Below are 18,430 nucleotides of genomic sequence, written 5' to 3'. Positions count from 1 at the left end.
CCTCCGTCTTCGTCGGAAGCCTGGTAACAACCACCCTGCACCCGCGGCGCGGTGGGCCGCCTGAGTACACGGGCCCAAACCGGCCGCGTCGGCGTACTCAACGGATGTGCCGGTTGCGGAATCGGGCCGGGCTCATAGGTTGGGAGGGTCCCCGCCCGAACGACCGGGCGACGACCAGAAGGGGTGTCTTGGGTGCGAGCAGTGCAGGTGACCCGAACCGGCGGACCGGACGTTCTCGAGGTGGCCGATCTACCGACCCCCGAGCCCGGGCCGGGTGAGGTGCTGGTCGACGTGGCCGCGGCCGGCGTCAACTTCATCGACATCTACCGGCGCTCCGGCGCGTACCCGATGTCCACGCCGTTCGTGGCCGGCAGCGAGGGCGCCGGGACGGTCGCCCGGCTCGGTCCCGGCGTGACGGAGTTGGCGGTGGGCGACCGGGTGGCCTGGAAGGAGGCGCCGGGGTCCTACGCCGAGCAGGTGTGCGTCCCGGTGGCCGAGGCCGTGCCCGTCCCCGACTCCGTCAGCGACGAGGTGGCGGCGGCGACGATGCTGCAGGGGATGACCGCGCACTACCTCGCCACCTCCACCTACCCGGTCGGCAAGGACGACTGGGCGCTCGTGCACGCCGCCGCCGGCGGGGTCGGGCTGCTGCTCACCCAGATCGTCAGGCTGCGGGCCGGACACGTCCTCGCTACCACCTCCACGGCGGAGAAGGCCGAGCTCGCCCGCGGCGCCGGCGCGGACGAGATCGCGTCCTACGACGACTTCGCCGACCGGGCCCGCGAGCTGACCGACGGCGAGGGGTTCCCTGTGGTGTACGACGGGGTGGGCAAGGCGACGTTCGAGCGTGGCCTGGACGCGTTGCGGGTGCGGGGGCTGATGGTGTTGTACGGCGCGGCCAGCGGCCCGGTCCCGCCGTTCGACCCGCAGACGCTGAATTCCAAGGGCGGGTTGTTCCTGACCAGGCCGAGCCTCGGCTACTACACCCGCGACCGCGCCGAGCTCCTCGGCCGCGCCGAGGAGCTGTTCGGCTGGATCGGGCAGGGACAGCTGCACGTACGGATCGGCGGGCGCTACTCGCTGGCGGAGGCCGGCCGGGCGCACGCGGACCTGCAGGGACGCCGGACCACCGGGAAGCTGCTGATCCTCCCCCGCTGACAGCCGATCGGCCCCGGCGGCGTGCCGCCGGGGCCTGCCAGTCGCTCAGCTGTGGCGGCGGTTGTGCTCGGCCAGCTGCCGGGCGGCGTCGCGGTCGGCCTCCCGCTTGGCCAGGGTCTGCCGCTTGTCGTACTCCCGCTTGCCTCGGGCCAGGCCGATCTCGATCTTCGCCTTGCCGTCCTTGAAGTACAGCGCCAACGGGACGATCGTGATGCCGCTCTCCCGGGTGGCCGCGCCGATCTCGGCGATCTCCTTGCGGTGCAGGAGCAGCTTGCGGGTCCGCCGGGGCGCGTGGTTGGTCCAGGTGCCCTGGGAGTACTCCGGGATGTGCACCCCCTGCAGCCACACCTCGTCGTTCATCACGACGGCGTAGCCGTCCACCAGCGAAGCGCGGCCGGCGCGGAGGGCCTTCACCTCCGTACCGGTGAGGACCAGACCCGCCTCGAACGTGTCGTCGATGTGGTAGTCGTGCCGGGCCTTGCGATTCTGCGCGATCACCCGGCGCCCGCGCTCCTTTGCCATCCCTCTATCTTCCCGGACCGGCGCAACCGCGTTTCCGCTGGGGACCCGCCGAGCCGCGGAGCGGGGTCCGGTTACAGCCAGTTCATGGGGTTCGTCGTGGATCCGTTCCGATAGACCATGAAGTGCAGGTGGCAGCCGGTGGAGTAGCCCGTGGTGCCGACGTAGCCGACGACCTCGCCGCGGCTGACCCGCTCGCCGACGTGCACGGCGTACCTCGTCATGTGGTTGTACGCGGTGACGATGGACGCACCGCGCATCCGCCCGTGCGAGACCAGTACGCGGTTGCCGTAGCCGGCGTTGTAGTAGCGGGCGATGACCTTCCCGCCGGCGGCCGCGTGGATGGGGGTGCCGCAGGACGCGCCGAAGTCGGTGCCGTCGTGCAGCTTCCACCGGTGCAGGATCGGGTGGAACCGCATGCCGTACGGCGAGGTGATCGGGGCCTGCACGGGACGGGACAACGTGCTGCCGTTGCCGCCGCCACCGCCGGAACCTCCACCGGAGCCCCCGCCGCCGTTGTCGCCACCGGAGCCGCTCTCGCCACCGGAGCCGCCGCCCCCGTTGCCGCCGGCGCCGGACCTGCCTGCGTCGTGGCCCCGGCGCTGGCGTTCCTGGCGTTGGCGTTCCTGGCGCTGACGCTCCTGCCGAGCCTCCTTGCGGGCCAGCTCCTCCAGCATCGCCTGGATGCGGTTTCGCTCGGCGACCAGCTGCTGGTAGCGCCGCAGGTCGTCGGCCTTGGTGCGCTCGGCCGCGGCCTGGGCGGACCTGCGCTCGGCGACCAGGCTGCCGATCGACGCGGCGGTCGAGGCGGCCTGGTGCTCGAGCTCGCGTACGCGGGTGAGGTTGGCGGCTGCAGCTTTGCGCTTGCGGGCGACCACCCGCTCGGCGGCAGCCAGCACGCTCCGCTTGCCGGCGAGCTGCGCCCGGGCGGCGTTCAGCCGGTTCAGGGCCCCCTGCTGGGAGTCGGACACGCTGCTGACCAGCTGCGCCCGGTCGAGCAGCTCGCCGGTCGTCTCACTGGTGAGCACCGCGGTGAGCTCGCTCACCCCCGGCTGCTGGTACGCCGCGGCCGCGAACGCCCCGATGTCGTCCCGCTGGGCCCTCACGCCGGCCTCGGTCCGGGCCAGCTCCGCCCGGCTCCGGGCGACGGCCGCACGCGCCCGGCCCAGGTCGGCGGCGAGGGCGGCGTCCTTCGCCTTGGCGGCGGCCAGCTCACCCCGGACGGTGGCCAGCCGGGTCTGCGCCGTCCGCAACCGGGCCTGCGCCTGGGTCAGGGCGAGCGTCGCCGAGCGCAACCCGGCCGAGGACTCGTCCAGGTCGCCCTTGGCGTTCTCCAGCTGGAGGTCGACTCGCCGCCTGTCGTCGTCGGGGCCGGCCTGCGCCTGCTGCAGGCCGGGCCTCAGGGTCGCGGAGGACGCGAGAACCGCCGCAAGGCAGGCCACCACGAGCGCGACGTACGCCAGGCGCCGGCGCACCCCAGGGGTCGGACGGGACACGGAGGGTCCCCTCTCTCTCGGAGGTTCCTACCGAGAGTAGGAGGTACCCATCACACCGTCAGGTATTTCCGCAGTGTCACGAACGACGCGACGATGGCCAAAAGTGCACCCAGCACCACCAACACCGGCATCGTGGCGAGAGTCTCCTCCCACCCGATCCAGGGAATGGCGCGGATGTCGGTGCGTAAGCGCGTGGTGAGCATGGGCGTCAGCGCAAGCGTCCCGCAGGCCAGCGCGGCGCCCACGAGCGCCGCGACGACGCTCTCCACGATGAACGGCAACTGGATGTAGAGGTTCGACGCGCCGACGAGCCGCATGATGCCTATCTCACGTCGTCGGCTGAAGACCGTGAGCCGGATCGTGTTGCCGATCTGCAGGACCGCCGCCACCAGCAGCCCGCCGGCCAGGCCGATCGAGATCCACTGCAAGCCGTTCAGCCCCTTGAACAGGGGTTCGAGCAGCTTGCGGGAGTCCTGGACGCTGAACACGCCGGGCAGGCCCTGCACCGACGAGACCACGCCCTGGTACTCCTGTGGGTTCTTCAGGCTCACCCGGAACGACTCCGGCAGGTCCTTCACCTGCACCACCCTGGAGGTGGCGGAGTCCTTGTAGATCTCCTGGTAGCGCTTGAAGGCCTGCTCCTGGGACTCGTGGTAGACCCTGCGGACCTCGGGACTGGAGCTGAGCGCCTGCTTGATCTCCGCCCGCTGGCCGGCGCTGACCGCGCCGTCGGCACACTGCGGCGAGGACGACACGCCGTTGCAGAGGAAGACCGCGATCTCCACCTTGTCGTACCAGAAGCCCTTGACCATGCCGACCTCTGAGCGGATGAGCATCCCCATCCCGAAGAGGACGAGAGAGATCCAGACGGTGACGACGACGGCCACGGTCATGGTGACGTTGCGGCGAAGGCCCGTGCCGAGTTCGGAGAAGGCGTACCTGATCTGCATGGTGTCCTAGCGTGTCGGGGTCGTGACGTCGGGGCGGTGGCGGGGCGGCTAGGTCTGGTAGCCGTAGACGCCGCGGGTCTGGTCGCGGACCAGCTTGCCGCCGTCGAGTTCGATGACGCGCTTGCGCATCTGGTCCACGATCGAGGCGTCGTGGGTGGCCATGATGACCGTGGTGCCGGTGCGGTTGATCCGGTCCAGCAGCTTCATGATGCCGACCGACGTCGACGGGTCGAGGTTTCCGGTCGGCTCGTCGGCGATCAGGATCTTCGGCCGGTTGACGAACGCCCGGGCGATCGCGACCCGCTGCTGCTCGCCGCCGGACAGCTCGTCCGGCATGCGGTTCTCCTTGCCGTCCAGCCCGACCAGCTCCAGGACGACCGGGACCTCCTTGACGATCTGCGACCGCGAGCCCCCGATGACCTGCAGCGCGAACGCGACGTTGTCGAAGATCGTCTTGTTGGGCAGCAGCCGGAAGTCCTGGAAGACCGTGCCGATCTGGCGGCGCAGCCGCGGGACCTTCCACGACGACAGCCGGTTGAGCTCCTTGCCGGCCACGAAGACCCGGCCCCGGGAGGGCCGCAGCTCACGCAGGGCGAGCCGGAGGAACGTCGACTTGCCCGAGCCCGACTGCCCCACCAGGAACACGAACTCGCCCTTGTCGACCTCCAGGGACAGGTCGGCGAGCGCGGGCCGGGTCTGTCCGTCGTAGATCTTGCTGACGTTCTCGAAGCGGATCACGGCATGCTTCCTGACCTGGGTCGGGGGCCGGTGCCCTCGCTCGGGCTCCGGTACGGATCGGGGGCATGGGGTCTGGGGTCGGTCTGGCCTCGGTCTGATGACCGGCCCTGGGCGGTCTTGGTCGGCCAGTCGTCGAGTGTACGACCCGAATCCTGCCCAATCGCCAGACTCCCCAGCAAGCCGCAAATGTCACGCTCCGCGGGCATTCGCGGACGCGTACGACGTATCGCCCCAGGACGGGCGTGCGGGTGTGAGCTGCCGGCTACCCCGCGTCAAAGGTGCGGGCGTTCGGCGTCAGGACATCCGGCGGGACGACCGGGCCGGGACAGGGGCAGCGGCAGCCGGCAAGCGGTCCGCGTCGCGGCCCGTCGTCAGGGGTGGTTCAGGCCGGGGCGGTTCAGGCGGTGGCGGCTGCACCGCTGGTGCGGCGCCAGCGGATGCCGGCCTCGATGAAATCGTCGAGTTCGCCGTCGAAGACCGCCTGCGGGTTGCCGGTCTCCTGCTCGGTCCGCAGGTCCTTCACCATTTGGTACGGGTGCAGGACGTAGTTGCGCATCTGGTCGCCCCAGGAGCTGGTGACGTTGCCCCGCATCTCGTCGATCTTGGCCCGCTCCTCGGCCTTGCGCAGGGCGAGCAGCTTCGCCTTGAGGATCGTCATCGCGGTGGCGCGGTTCTGGATCTGGCTCTTCTCGTTCTGGCAGGACACGACGAGCCCGGTCGGGAGGTGGGTGATGCGCACCGCGGAGTCGGTGGTGTTGACGCTCTGGCCGCCCGGACCAGACGAGCGGTAGACGTCGATGCGGATCTCCTCCTCGGGGATGTCCACCTCGTCGGTCTGCTCGAGAACCGGGACGACCTCGACGCCCGCGAACGAGGTCTGCCGGCGACCCTGGTTGTCGAACGGTGAGATCCGGACCAGCCGGTGCGTGCCCTGCTCGACCGAGAGCGTGCCGTAGGCGTAGGGGGCCTTCACCGCGAAGGTGGCCGACTTGATACCGGCCTCCTCGGCGTAGGAGGTGTCGTAGACCTCGCTGGGGTACTTGTGCCGCTCGGCCCAGCGGATGTACATCCGCATCAGCATCTCGGCGAAGTCGGCGGCGTCCACTCCGCCGGCGCCGGACCGGATGGTCACCAGCGCCTCGCGGGAGTCGTACTCACCGGAGAGGAGGGTGCGGACCTCCAGCGCGTCGATGGCGCGGCGGAGGTCGGTGAGCTCCCTGTCGGCCTCGGCGCGGGTGGCCGAGTCGTCCTCGGCGTCGGCCAGCTCGACCAGCACGGCGAGGTCGTCCAGCCGCTGCCGCTGGCTGGTCACCCGGTCCAGGTCGGCCTGGCGGGCGGCGAGCCGGGTGGTGACCCGCTGGGCGTTGGCCTGGTCGTCCCACAGGTTGGGAGCGGACGCCTGCTCGCTCAGCTCGGCGATCTCCCGCCGCAGCTGGTCCAGGTCGAGCACCGCCTCGATGCTGCGCAGCGTCGAGTCGAGTGCCTTGAGTTCTGCTTCGAAGTCGGGTCCGGCCACGATCCCCAAGCCTACGCGCCCGGCGGCGGCGCCGGTTTCGGGCATCGCGTACCCGATCGGGCACCGTGATCGGGCCGCTCTGGAGGATCGGCCGAAGGACACGCGGAGCACCGGTCCGTCCCGGTTTCCGGTGATGTGTGCAGCGTCGCGCGGCCGGCGCCGTGCAGGCCGGTCGCGGCGCCCGCTACGGCGTGGCGAAGGTCTCGGCGTTGGCGCGTACGGTGATGTCGACCCGACCCTGCCCGCCGGTCACGGAGTTGGTGATCGGCAGGACCACGGTCCCGCCACAGGTGACGGTGACCTCGGCGGCGTTCATCGCGCTCACGCCGCAGTCGACGGAGCGGTATCCGCCCTCGGAGACGTACCTGTCGACTTCCTCCTGCGCCAGCTGGCGGCTGAGCACCACCCGGTCCCCCACCCCGCCGCGGTAGATGGCCGCCTTGTCGACGCCGTTGGTCGCGGCCAGCGCCGCACCGTCGGCGATTCCGCTGAGGGCCCGGCGGTAGACGAAGGCCTGGGCGGCGTCGAAGACCACGGCGCACAGCAGCATCACGATGATGCCGAATCCGATGATCAACGGGATCAGCGAGCCGCGCTCGTCGGGCCGGTTCCTGGACGCGCGAGGCCCACCCGGTGGTCGGGCCATCCGGGTCACCCCTTCGACTCGCGGTAGTCGCCGTAGGGCGTGCGGTGCGTGCTGCTGACGGGTATCGACGCGAGCGGGCCGCCGATGGCATCCGGAACGAAGGGCAGCGGGACGGTGTAGCTCACCCGGACGGTCACCGCGGAGCCGGCCGTCAGGCAGCCGCCGTCGCACTGGTAGGAGAAACCCGAACCGAGATCGAGTCCCTGGTCCGCCATCGCGAACTGCGCGGCCTGCCGGGCCCTGGCCTGGGCGGAGCCGACGTCGGGGGCCAGCACGAACGCGCGACCGGCGTCGCGAGCCGCGGCCGAGGCGCCGTACATCGCCCGCTGCAGGTCGAACACCGCGAGCATGACGTAGACCAGTGGGACCAGGAACAGGATCCCCATCATGCAGAACTCCACGATGGCGTTCCCGCCCTCGCCACGTGCCCGCCGCCGGGCCAGAGCAGCGGGGGTGGAGGTGACACCACGCACGGCGCGGAGCAGCCGCCAGGTCATGGCGTCGGCTCCTTCACCGCGTGCCCGGCGACCGTGAAGCCGAACGTCGGGCCCCACAGCCCCATCGCGGGCATCCGGGCACGCACCCGCATCTGCACCACCTCCTGGCCGCCGGCACTGGTCGTGCCCGGCGTCACCGCGCCCGCCATCCCGGCCGACAGCGCACCGGAGATGCAGTCGCGCGTCACCGCCACACCCTCCGTCGGCGTCCCGTCGTAGTTGGCGGCCTGGCGGGCACCGTCGTGCGCGCAGGCGGTGAGGGTGTTGCGGACGTGCAGGAACAGACCGAGCTGGAGCACGCCGAGGAACAGCGGCAACAACACGATCAGCACCAGCACGAACTCCACCGGCGCGGCTCCGCGTTCTGCGCCGAGGGCCCACCGAAGGCCGAGGCCACGCCGGCGGCCCTCCTGGGTACTCATCCGGGGATGGAACCCCGCGCCTTGTTGATGGCGTCCTGCAGCATCGACTGCAGCTGTGGGCCGAGAAACGCCCAGAGCACGGCGACCAGAGCGGCGGTCATGACGGTGATGAGAGCAAAGCCCACCAAGTCCCCGCGCTCACGTCCCCCGGTCAGCAGGCGGGCGTGCATGCGCACGAGCACCGCTGCGAGCTGTTCCTTGACGGTGATCATTACTGATCCTCTCTCATGGGGACACCATCTGAAGGCTGATGGCGCCCGGGAAAAATGCGAACAGTACGGTCACGGGCAGGACGAGGAAGACGATCGGCACCATCATGCCGATCTCCTTGCGCCCGCCCGACTCGATCAGCTCCCGCTTGCCGGCCTCGCGGACGTCGGCTGCCTGCGCGCGCAGAACGTCCGCCAGCGGGGTGCCGCGTTCGACCGCGATGGCGATGCCGTCGACGAACCTCGCCAGGATGGAGACGTTGGTCCGGTCGCCCACCGCCTCCAGCGCCTGCACCAGGGTGGCGCCGGTGCGCGCCTCGGACAGCGCGAACCGGAACTCCCTGGCCAGCTCACCCTTGCTGACGTTCGCCACCCGCTCCAGCGCGGCGACCGGGCCTTCGCCCGCCGTCACCGACAGGGCCAGCATGTCGGCCACCGTCGGGAACTCCGCCATCATCCGGACCTCGCGCTTCTTCACCTGCTCGACCAGGCGACGGTCGCGCAGCAGGATGCCGATGACGAACGCGGCGACGCACAGGATCAGCAGCGGGATCGGGTTGGTCCCCCGGCTCACCAGGAGCAGCAGCGACAGCGCCAGGGCGGCGGCGAACCCGGCCGCACCCCAGATCAGCTGCTCCACCCGGAAGTCCTCCACCCGCATCTCCAGCCCGGCCTGCTGGAGCCGGCGACGGATCACCGCGCCGCCGCCGAGGACGCGTTCGAGCAGGCCCGCACCCCTGCGGAAATAGGGCCGCAGGATGCGTTCCAGGGTGGGGAACGGCGTGAAGACCCGGTCGGAGAAGTCGTAGGCCGCAGGTCCGGCCGCGTCGCGGATGTAGGGCGCCAGCCGGTCGTCGAGCTTCGGCCGGCGGAACACCGGCAGCCGGAAGATCGCCAGCACCAGGCCGAAGCCCGCGAACAGGCCGAGCAGCGCGCCGTACCAACTGATCGTCATCGCAGCACCCGCTGTTCTTCGGGCAGCCGGCCGATCCGCAACATGAGCCGGTAGGCGACCGCGCACAACGCGGCGCCCACCAGCAGGATGAAGAAGCCGAGCGGGGAGTTGTAACGGGCGATGACGTCGCGCTGGAACGACATGAAGCCCAGCACCAGCCAGGGTGCGGCGACCGCGAGCCGAGCGCTGTTGACGGTCATCGACTGCCGCGACTCCAGCTCGCCCCGGGTGCGGACGTCCTCGCGCAGGAACGACGAGAGCGTGCGGAGCAGCCGGCCCAGGTCACTGCCGCCGACCTCGCGGGCGATCCGCAGCGACTCCACGATGCGGTCGCCCACCGGGTCGGCGAGGTTGCGCTTGAGCTGGTCGAGGCACTCGTTGAAGCGGCCGGTCGCGCGATAGTCCTCGGCGAACCGCTGGAACGGCCGGCGCAACGCCTCCGGCCCGCGGATGCCGATCTGGGTGAGCGCCTCCGCCAGCGACAGGCCGGCCCGGACGCTGGAGGCGAGGTTGTCCACGACGTCGGGCCACAGCTCGCGCAGCTCCTGCCGGCGGGACCGGGCCCGGTAGCGCACCAGTGCCAGCGGGCCGTAGCCGGCGAACGACGCGAACGCGAGCGCCACCGGGAACGCGCCGGAGATGACGAACATGACCAGGAAGACGAAGATCCCCACGCCAAGGCAGGCGCCGAGCAGCTGACCCGGGGACACCGCCTCGATCCCGGCCTGGGCGAGCAGGTCCTCCAGGCGCTCGCGGACCGACGGCCCGGACCTGGCGGCCTTCGGTGTCGGCTTGAGGAACGACCTGATGATCAGCACCAGGCCGAGCCCCAGCATCAGGCCGAGGAGGATTCCCATCAGGCGACTCCCTCGAAGCGAGGCGCCAGCAGGCGGGACAGGTCGTAGCCGATGCGCTCGAAGCGGTCCGGGTGCGGTGGGTAACCGTCGGCGCGGACCAGCCGGTCGCCGCGCAGGACGAAGATCGGCTCCAGCTCCACGACGTCGCCCTCGACCCGGCCCGGCACCGCGCAGATCTCGCGTACGCGCCGGCGGCCGCTCTCGATCAGCTGGGTGTGCACCACGATGTCGACCGCACCGGCCACGGTCGGAACGACGAACCGCGAGCCGATGTTCTCCCCCGCGAGCAGCGGGAGTGTGCACATCTTGGTGATCGCCTCACGGGCGGAGTTGGCGTGGATGGTGCACATGCCCGGCAGCCCGGAGTTGAGCGCGATCAGCAGGTCGAGGCACTCCTCGGCGCGGACCTCGCCGACGATGATCCGGCTGGGCCGCATCCGCAGGGCTTCCTTGACGAGGTTGCGGAGCCGGATCTCGCCGGTGCCCTCGAGGTTGGACTGCCGGGTCTGCATCGGCACCCAGTCGGGCAGCGGGATCTTCAGCTCGAAGACCTCCTCGCAACTGACGATCCGCTCCCGGGGCGGCACCGCCGCGCCCAGGCAGTTGAGCAACGTGGTCTTGCCGGCCTGGGTACCGCCCGCGACCAGGACGTTGAGTCCCGCGACGACGCAGGCCTCCAGGAAGTGTGCACCCTGCGTGCTGAGCGTGCCGAGCGCGACCAGGTCCTCCAGGTGGGTCGCGCGCACCACGAACTTGCGGATATTGACCGCCCAGTGCGTGCGGGTGATGTCGGGGATCACGACGTGCAGCCGGCTGCCGTCGGGCAGCATCGCGTCGACGAACGGCGTGGAGAAGTCGATCCGGCGCCCGGTGGTCTTGAGCATCCGCTCGACCAGGTCACGCACCTCGTCTGCGGTGAGCACCGTGGTGGTGAGCTCGGAGCGGCCGTTGCGGGCGATGAACACCTTCGAGGGCTGGTTGATCCAGATCTCCTCGATCGTGGGGTCGTCGAGGTACTTCTGCAGCGGGCCGAACCCGGCGATGGCGTTGAACACCTCGCGGGCCACCTCGCGCTGGTCGCCCAGCGGGGGCAGCGTTGCCACCAGGGTGCGCTCGTCGTAGCGAAGGATGACCTGGTCGATGATCCGGCGGATCGCGCCCGGCTCCTTGAGAGGGTCGAGCCCTTCGCGGCGTACCTTCTCGCGCACCTCGGAGTCGATGATGTCGACCGCACTCATGTCTTCCCTGCACCCCGCGCCACTAGCACGTCTACATCCCGGTCAGCGGCGTCGATCACTAGCCGCTCGTGGATTGTGTCATGCACCGATCGGGACCGCGAACGGTTGTCCACAGGCCCTTCCGCCGCACCGCGAGGGGTCACCGGCCGGCCGCCCGTGGTCCAGCGCCGGCGCCGCGGCTAGAGTCGGTGCAACGTCGCGTGCCGGTGGCAGTCCGTGTCAGGCATGGAGGCGTCGAACCGAAGGACTGCCGATGTTCTCATCGCTCCCTTCGTCCTCGCGTGACTGAGCGCGAGACGACCAGGCTCGTCGCCTGGAGCACCGAACTCCGGCGCGTGCATCAACGCATCCGTGAAGCTCTCCGCGTCACCCAGGAGGCCGTGAGTGCGGGGCACCCGGCCGAGCGGGACCTGCTGCTGTACTGCCACGGCTTCTGTGCGGCGCTCGACGGCCACCACCGGGGTGAGGACCGAACGCTGTTCCCCGCGATCGAGCAGGCGCACCCCCAGCTGGCGCCCGTACTCCGCGCGCTCGAACGCGACCATGCGGCGATAGCCGGTCTCCTCGGTGAACTGCGCGCGGCGGTCGACCGCTCCGCCCCGGCGGAGGAGCTCGACCGTCATCTGGAGGGTGTGGCCGCGATCATGGAGAACCACTTCCAGTACGAGGAACGCCGGCTGCTCGAGGTGCTGGAGACCCTCGAACTGCACGCCGCCGTGAGCGAGGTGTTCGGCTCGCTGTGACTCGGCGACTGCACGCTCCGGGCCGTCCGCGCCGACCTGGGACGTGTCCTAGTTGGCGGACGGGAGCAGGCGGCGCACCACCCGGAGACCGACCGACAACCGCGCCAGGTCGGCGGCGTCGCCCTCCACGATCTCGCCCAGGGTCGACCGGGTGCGGCTGACCAGCGCCTGGTCGCGTTCGGCCCAGGCGGCCACCCGGTCCTCGGGTGCGGCGTCCGCGGGCGTCACCGACAACGCGTCCATGGTCAGCTGGGAGTGCACGTTGTGCAGGTCGTCGCGCAGGGTCGCCCGGGCGGTGGTCTGCCAGCGGTCCTGCCGGGGCAGGGCGAGGATGCGTTCGAGCAGCCGGCCGAGCTCCAGGCGTTCGCCCAGGATGAAGTGCACCCGGGCCACGTCCATCAGGTCGACACCGGCGCGGTTGGCGGTCTCCACGATGCCCAGTCCGGCGTACGTCGGTGCCAGGGCGGCGACCCGGGTGGCCAGCTCCTCCGGCACGCCCGCCTCGACGTATCCGTGCAGGCGCCCTTCGAACAGCGTCCGCTCGCGCCCGGTCAGCACCTCCGGCAGCGACTCCGACAGCTCCCGCATCCCCGCGGCGAAGAAGTCGATCGTGGCGGCGACGTCCATCGGCGGGCGGCGGTTCTGGACGAACCACCGGCTGGCGCGCTCGACGATCGTGCGCGCCTCCAGCCGCATCCGCACCTGCATGCCGGACTCGATCCGGTTGTCCAGCCGCTGGATCTCGGCGAAGATCTCGTCCGCCCCGAAGATGGCCCGGGCGGCGACGTGGGCGCGCGCCAGCTCCTCCGCCGGCGCGCCCGTCTCCAGCGACAGCCGGGGATAGAACGTCATCCCGGCCATGTTGACCATCCGGTTGACCACCTGGGTGGTGATGATCTCCCGGCGGAGCGGGTGCTCGGCCATCTGTTCCTGGAAGCGTGCGCGGATCGGCTCGGGGAAGTACGCCACCAGCTCGGCGTGGAGGTAGGGGTCGTCGGGCAGCGACGTCCCGAGCAGCTCACGGGCCAGCACGATCTTGGTGTACGCGAAGAGCACGGCCAGCTCGGGCGCGGTCAGCCCGCCGCCCTGTGCCTGGCGTTCGCGGAACTGCTTGGGGTTGGGCAGGAACTCCAGCTCCCGGTCGATCAGCCCGAGCTTCTCCAGCCGGCGGATCCAGTCGGCGTGCACGTGCATCAGCGCCTTGGAACCGGCCGCGGCGTTCTGCAGGGCGACGTTCTGCTGGTAGTTGTCGTCCAGGACGAGCTGGGCAACCTCGTCGGTCATCCCGGCCAGCAGCTCGTTGCGCTGCTTGCCGGTGAGGTCGCCCTCCTGCAGCAGGCGGTCCAGCAGGACCTTGATGTTGACCTCGTGGTCGGAGGTGTCCACCCCGGCGGAGTTGTCGATGAAGTCCGTGGTGAGCTTGCCGCCCTGCTGGGCGTACTCGATCCGGCCGAGCTGGGTGAGGCCGAGGTTGCCTCCCTCGCCGACACAGGCGGCGCGCAGCTGGCGGCCGTTGACGCGCACCGCGTCGTTGGCCTTGTCGCCGGCGTCGGCGTGGGACTCGGTGGACGCCTTGACGTAGGTGCCGATGCCGCCGTTCCACAGCAGGTCGACCGGCGCGGTGAGGATGGCCCGGATCAGCTCGCTCGGGGTGAGCGCGTCGACGTTGCGGGCGATGCCGAGCGAGGCGCGGACCTGCGGGCTGAGCGGGATCGACTTCGCCGTCCGGCGGTAGACCCCTCCCCCGGCGCTGATCAGGTCGCGGTCGTAGTCGGCCCAGCTCGACCGCGGCAGGCCGAACAGCCGCCGGCGTTCGTCGAAGGACGTCTCGGGGTCGGGATCGGGGTCGAGGAAGATGTGCCGGTGGTCGAACGCCGCCACCAGCCGGGTGTGGCGCGAACACAGCATGCCGTTGCCGAAGACGTCACCGGACATGTCACCGACGCCCACGCAGGTGAAGTCCTCGTTCTGGCAGTCCCGGCCCAGCTCGCGGAAGTGCCGCTTGACCGACTCCCACGCCCCGCGCGCGGTGATGCCCATCGCCTTGTGGTCGTAGCCGTCGGAGCCGCCGGAGGCGAACGCGTCGCCGAGCCAGAAGCCGTAGGACTTCGCCACGTCGTTGGCGATGTCGGAGAAGCTCGCGGTGCCCTTGTCGGCGGCGACCACGAGGTAGGCGTCGTCGCCGTCGTGGCGTACGACGTCCTCGGGCGGGATCACCTCGCCGCGCTGGAGGTTGTCGGTGATGTCCAGCAGCCCGCTGATGAACGTGCGGTAGCACGCGACCCCTTCGGCCATCCAGGCGTCGCGGTCGGCCGGGTCGGGCAGCTGCTTGCAGAAGAACCCGCCCTTGGCGCCGACCGGCACGATCACGGTGTTCTTCACCATCTGCGCCTTGGCCAGGCCGAGGACCTCGGTACGGAAGTCCTCCCGGCGGTCGGACCAGCGCAGCCCGCCACGGGCCACCGGGCCGAACCGCAGGTGGACGCCCTCCACCCGCGGTGAGTAGACCCAGATCTCGTACTGCGGCCGCGGCTCGGGCAACTCGGGGTTGGACCTCGGGTCGAGCTTGAACGAGATGTACGGCTTGGGCTCCCCGTCGGCGTCGCGCTGGAAGTAGTTGGTGCGCAGCGTGGTGCGGACGAGGTTGAGCAGGGAACGCAGGATGCGGTCGTGGTCCAGGCTCACCACGTCGTCCAGGCCCGCCTCGATCTGCTCGACCAGCTCATCGGCGTTCTTGTCGCGCGTCTTCGGGTCCTGGTCGCCGCGCGGGTCGAACCGCGCCTCGAACAGGCTGACCAGCTGGCAGGCCAGGTCGACGTTGGCGGTGAGGGCGTCCTCGATGTAGGTCTGGCTGAACGTCGACCCCGACTGGCGCATGTACTTCGCGTACGCACGCAGGATGCTCGCCTGCCGCCAGTTCAGTCCGGCCCGCAGCACCAGCGCGTTGAACCCGTCGCTCTCGGCCCGCCCGGACCACACGGCGGCGAACGCGTCCTGGAACAGCTCCCGGATCGCTGCGGCCGGAGCTCCGACCACCGCGGCGCCGTAGACGAGCCCGAAGTCGTAGATCCAGGCCCGCCGGTGGTCGGCGGTCTCGATCTCGTACGGGCGCTCGTCGATCACCTCCACGCCCATCCGGGTGAGCCGGGGCAGCACGTCGGACAGCGACAGGCTCTGGCCCGTGCGGTAGATCTTGAACCGGCGTTCGTTCGACGCGGCGTCGACCGGCTCGTACAACGACAGGCCCAGGCCGCCCTCGGCGGGCAGCTCCTCCAGCCGCAGCAGGTCGGCCACACCGGTGCGGGCCGGGAAGTCGTCGCGGTAGGCGACCGGGAACGCCTCGTCGTAGCGGTGCAGCAGCCGCGCGGCCTCCGCCTCGCCCACCTGGTCGTTGAGCGCGTCGGCGAAGTCGTCGGACCAGGTGCGGGTGGCCTGCGACAGCTGCTCCTCCACCTCGGCCACGTCGAGGTCGGGGATCGTCGCGCCGCGCGGCATCCGGATCACGAAGTGCAGCCGGGCGAGCACCGACTCCGACAGCCGCAGCGCGAAGTCGATGGTCTCCCCGCCGTAGGCGGCCAGCAGCAGCCGCTGCAGCTCCAGGCGTACGTCGGTGGAGAACCGGTCGCGCGGGAGGTAGACCAGGCAGGAGACGTAGCGGCCGTAGTCGTCGCGGCGTACGAACAACCGCAGCTGGCGGCGTTCCTGGAGGTAGAGGACGGCCATCACGGTCGGGAGGAGTTCCTCCGCCGACATCTGGAACAGCTCGTCGCGCGGGTAGGTTTCCAGGATGTCCAGCAGGACCTTGCCGGAGTGGGAGTCGGTGGAGAAGCCCGAGCGCTCGATCACCTCCGCCGTCCGGGCACGCAGCACAGGGATGCGGCGCACGCTCTGGGTGTAGGCAGCGGAGGTGAACAGCCCGAGGAAGCGGCGTTCGCCCACCACCTCGCCGGACTCGTCGAAGGTCTTGATCCCGATGTAGTCGAGGTAGGCCGGCCGGTGCACCGTGGAGCGGGAGTTGGCCTTGGTGAGGATGAGGAGCCGCTTCTCCTTCGCCTTGGTGCGCACCTCCGGCGGCATCTGACGGAACGACCGCGTCGAGCGCGGGTCCGAGCGCAGGATGCCGAGTCCCTTGCCTGGCACGGCCCGCATCACCGAGTCGCCGTCCGGTGTCTCGTGCAGGGTGTACTCGCGGTAGCCGAGGAAGGTGAAGTGGTTGTCGGCGAGCCAGGTGAGCAGCTCCCGGGTGTCGGCGATCTCCTGCTCAGGCAGCGGCGGCGGGTTGGTGGCGAGGTCCTCCACCACCTCCAGGGCCCGGGCGCGCAGCTTCTCGAAGTCCTCCACCGACTCGCGTACGTCGTTGAGGACCCGGCGCAGGTCGGCCTCGATCTGCACCAGGTCGTCGGGGTCGCTCACCCGGTCGATCTCGACGTGGATCCACGACTCCGGCACCAGGTCGGGCTCGCGGCGGGCGGCGGACGTCGCCGGGGCGCCGTTGTAGCCACTGTCGACGCCGAGCAGCCGGCCGGTGATGTCCCGGTGCACGGTGACCTGCGGGTGGACGACGAGGTGGATGCCGTGGTTGCGCCGGGACAGCTCCATCGTCACCGAGTCGACGAGGAACGGCATGTCGTCGGTGACGACCTCCACTACGGTGTGGCTGCACGACCAGCCGTGCTCCTCGACCGTGGGGGTGAAGACGTTGACCGCGGCGGTGCCCTGCGGGCGCTCCTGCGCCAGGCGGAAGTGGCTGCGCGCGGCGCCGTAGACGTCCACCGGGTCGCGGTGGAGCAGGTCCTCGGCGGAGACGTGGCGGTAGTAGATGGCCAGCAGCCGCTCCACCTGGTCAGGCGCCAGCGCCCCGGCCGAACGACTGTGCTCGGCGACCTTGGCGGCATCGGCCAGGATCGCGTCCTTGGCGTCGTCCCACTTGCTGCCGGTGACGGTCATGACCTCGCCTTGTCCGTTTGTCCACCGGAGCCACGGCAGGCGCCGGGGCCGTACGCCGTCGTACGGGCCTCTCCGACCCTAATCCCTGCCCCCGGGTCCCTGCACGGTCTGCGCGACGAGGCACGGGGTGGGATGAATCCGGCGTTCCGGCACGTCCCGGGGCGTACAGGCCGGGCAGAGGGGGCTCTCCGGGGGCCTCCCGGCGGCTCGGGGCGGCTCCGGCGACCCGGCAGGCTTCGTCCATGGCTCGGTATGGACTTCGTTATGGGCTTCGTTGTCGGCATTCGCGCCGATCTTCGTGTTGGATCTCACCATGGACCTTCATCGGGAATGCAGCTACGCGGCTCCGCCGGACACCGTGTACGCCATGCTGACCAACGAGAGCTTCATCCGGCACCGGGTGGAGAAGGCGCACGCGCTGAGCTACGACATCGACGTGACCGACGGCAGCGGCGGCGCCCGTACGACCACCCACCAGTCGTTGCCCGCGAAGGTGCCGGACTTCGTCCGCAAGTTCGTCGGCGAGCGGATCGAACTGGACGAGGTGATCGACTGGGGTGCGCCCGGCCCGGACGGGTCCCGAACCGGCGACCTGAAGGTCGAGATCGCCAACGCGCCGGTGTCGATGCGCGGCAAGATCCGGCTGGTGCCCGACGCGGGCGGCTCGGCCACCAAGCAGATCGTGGACGCCGACCTGAAGGCGTCGGTCCCGATCATCGGGAAGAAGATCGAGCAGGCCGCCGCGCCCGCGGTGATGGCCGGACTGGACGGCATGGAGGATCTCGGCCGCGACTGGCTGGCCAGCCAGCGGTGACGGCGCGGGCGGCCGGGACGGCGGAGGCGCCCGGCCCGTCCGGCGGCGCGGAGCCGGCGACGTCGATCCCCCCGCCGCACGTGGAGACCTACGACGTGGCGGCGGGGATCAACGTCGATCGGGAGGGCACCTCGCGTCCCCTCGACGCCTGGCGGGTCACCGACTTCGGGCTGTACTTCTCCCGGCCGGTGACCGGCCACCCCACCATCGGGTGGGTGCAGTCGTGGATCCTCCCCGGGCTGGGCGTCCGGGTCAGTGACTTCCGGGCGCACCGCGGGCTGGTCCGCACCGAGAACCACTACGTCGACGTCATGGCCACGACCGTCCGGGGCCAGGTGTGGCGCACCGTCGACCACTACCTCGACATCCTGGTCCGCACCGGCGTGGACGCCCGGGTGGTCGACTCCGACGAGTTCGTGGCCGCGGTGCGCGCGGGTCTGCTCGGCCAGGCCGACGCCGAACGCGCGCTGGAGTCGAGCTACGCCGCGTACGCCGGGATCGTCGGCCACGGCCACGACGTGGACGCCTGGCTGGCCGGCCTCGGGATCGCCCTCACCTGGGCGCCGCCCCCTCCGGAGGTGGCCTGAGCCTGGTGGCGCCCGGCCGCCCGGCGCCCGTCACGCAGCGTCGGATCGTGATCAGTTCGGCGTGTCGGCTCGGCGTTGTCGGTCCTTGCTGCGAACGTGAGTTCGGTACCGCTTGGAGGTCACAGCTCCCGGCGGCCC

Annotated in this window: 17 protein-coding genes; 4 read left to right on the top strand and 13 right to left on the bottom strand. The window is 70.8% G+C overall.

Going from position 1 to position 18,430, the window contains the following annotated elements; translation table 11 throughout:
• The first annotated feature begins 240 nt into the window (after window positions 1-240).
• Entirely contained in the window at window positions 241-1,158 is a 918-nt protein-coding gene (locus ABZV93_RS02975; RefSeq protein ID WP_354929331.1) for a quinone oxidoreductase, read from the top strand.
• A gap of 45 nt (window positions 1,159-1,203) precedes the next feature.
• Here ABZV93_RS02975 and smpB read toward each other — a convergent pair whose 3' ends face one another.
• The 12 genes from smpB to ABZV93_RS02915 all read right to left on the bottom strand — a co-directional run bounded on the left by smpB (window position 1,204) and on the right by ABZV93_RS02915 (window position 11,201).
• Window positions 1,204-1,680 carry an SsrA-binding protein SmpB gene (gene smpB / locus ABZV93_RS02970; protein WP_354929328.1) on the bottom strand — a complete coding sequence of 159 codons (477 nt, stop codon included), beginning with the start codon at window positions 1,678-1,680 and terminating at the stop codon, window positions 1,204-1,206.
• A 71-nt stretch (window positions 1,681-1,751) separates the two neighbouring features.
• Entirely contained in the window at window positions 1,752-3,173 is a 1,422-nt protein-coding gene (locus tag ABZV93_RS02965; protein ID WP_354929325.1) for a M23 family metallopeptidase, read from the bottom strand.
• 50 nt (window positions 3,174-3,223) lie between these two features.
• On the bottom strand, window positions 3,224-4,123 hold the full coding sequence (gene ftsX, locus ABZV93_RS02960; protein WP_354929322.1) for a permease-like cell division protein FtsX: 900 nt from the start codon (window positions 4,121-4,123) through the stop codon (window positions 3,224-3,226).
• A gap of 48 nt (window positions 4,124-4,171) precedes the next feature.
• Window positions 4,172-4,861 (bottom strand): cell division ATP-binding protein FtsE, encoded by a 690-nt coding sequence (gene ftsE, locus ABZV93_RS02955; protein WP_092654259.1) that lies wholly within the window; start codon window positions 4,859-4,861, stop codon window positions 4,172-4,174.
• Between the two features lie 397 nt (window positions 4,862-5,258).
• On the bottom strand, window positions 5,259-6,377 hold the full coding sequence (gene prfB / locus ABZV93_RS02950) for a peptide chain release factor 2 (protein ID WP_354929318.1): 1,119 nt from the start codon (window positions 6,375-6,377) through the stop codon (window positions 5,259-5,261).
• A gap of 184 nt (window positions 6,378-6,561) precedes the next feature.
• On the bottom strand, window positions 6,562-7,023 hold the full coding sequence (locus ABZV93_RS02945) for a pilus assembly protein TadG-related protein (protein WP_354929315.1): 462 nt from the start codon (window positions 7,021-7,023) through the stop codon (window positions 6,562-6,564).
• Between the two features lie 5 nt (window positions 7,024-7,028).
• A complete protein-coding gene (locus ABZV93_RS02940; protein ID WP_354929312.1) occupies window positions 7,029-7,520 on the bottom strand; it encodes a hypothetical protein in 492 nt (163 codons plus the stop codon).
• Window positions 7,517-7,942: a TadE/TadG family type IV pilus assembly protein gene (locus ABZV93_RS02935; RefSeq protein WP_354929309.1), complete on the bottom strand. Its 426-nt coding sequence runs from the start codon at window positions 7,940-7,942 to the stop codon at window positions 7,517-7,519. The genes ABZV93_RS02940 and ABZV93_RS02935 overlap by 4 nt, the downstream gene beginning before the upstream one ends.
• Window positions 7,939-8,154, bottom strand: a complete 216-nt coding sequence (locus tag ABZV93_RS02930) for a hypothetical protein (RefSeq protein ID WP_354929306.1) — start codon at window positions 8,152-8,154, stop codon at window positions 7,939-7,941. The genes ABZV93_RS02935 and ABZV93_RS02930 overlap by 4 nt, the downstream gene beginning before the upstream one ends.
• A 13-nt stretch (window positions 8,155-8,167) precedes the next feature.
• Window positions 8,168-9,106, bottom strand: a complete 939-nt coding sequence (locus tag ABZV93_RS02925) for a type II secretion system F family protein (protein WP_354929303.1) — start codon at window positions 9,104-9,106, stop codon at window positions 8,168-8,170.
• The gene (locus ABZV93_RS02920; protein WP_354929300.1) at window positions 9,103-9,963 is read right to left on the bottom strand and encodes a type II secretion system F family protein; all 861 of its coding nucleotides are present in this window, start codon (window positions 9,961-9,963) and stop codon (window positions 9,103-9,105) included. Before ABZV93_RS02920 ends, ABZV93_RS02925 begins: the two co-directional genes overlap by 4 nt.
• A complete protein-coding gene (locus tag ABZV93_RS02915; RefSeq protein ID WP_354929297.1) occupies window positions 9,963-11,201 on the bottom strand; it encodes an ATPase, T2SS/T4P/T4SS family in 1,239 nt (412 codons plus the stop codon). Before ABZV93_RS02915 ends, ABZV93_RS02920 begins: the two co-directional genes overlap by 1 nt.
• A gap of 281 nt (window positions 11,202-11,482) precedes the next feature.
• Here ABZV93_RS02915 and ABZV93_RS02910 point away from each other — a divergent pair, with 281 nt between their 5' ends.
• A complete protein-coding gene (locus tag ABZV93_RS02910) occupies window positions 11,483-11,944 on the top strand; it encodes a hemerythrin domain-containing protein (protein ID WP_354929294.1) in 462 nt (153 codons plus the stop codon).
• Between the two features lie 48 nt (window positions 11,945-11,992).
• Here the strand turns inward: ABZV93_RS02910 and ABZV93_RS02905 are convergent, their stop codons facing one another.
• Window positions 11,993-16,891, bottom strand: a complete 4,899-nt coding sequence (locus tag ABZV93_RS02905) for an NAD-glutamate dehydrogenase (RefSeq protein ID WP_354929291.1) — start codon at window positions 16,889-16,891, stop codon at window positions 11,993-11,995.
• A gap of 313 nt (window positions 16,892-17,204) precedes the next feature.
• Here ABZV93_RS02905 and ABZV93_RS02900 point away from each other — a divergent pair, with 313 nt between their 5' ends.
• Window positions 17,205-17,705 carry a DUF2505 domain-containing protein gene (locus ABZV93_RS02900; RefSeq protein ID WP_354929288.1) on the top strand — a complete coding sequence of 167 codons (501 nt, stop codon included), beginning with the start codon at window positions 17,205-17,207 and terminating at the stop codon, window positions 17,703-17,705.
• Window positions 17,702-18,292, top strand: a complete 591-nt coding sequence (locus tag ABZV93_RS02895; RefSeq protein WP_354929285.1) for a DUF402 domain-containing protein — start codon at window positions 17,702-17,704, stop codon at window positions 18,290-18,292. The genes ABZV93_RS02900 and ABZV93_RS02895 overlap by 4 nt, the downstream gene beginning before the upstream one ends.
• Window positions 18,293-18,430 lie beyond the last annotated feature (138 nt).

It is taken from the genome of Actinopolymorpha sp. NPDC004070, from assembly GCF_040610475.1.
Taxonomy (GTDB): domain Bacteria; phylum Actinomycetota; class Actinomycetes; order Propionibacteriales; family Actinopolymorphaceae; genus Actinopolymorpha.
Note: the sequence above shows the minus strand (reverse complement) of the source record. Positions and strands in the feature narration are given on the sequence as shown.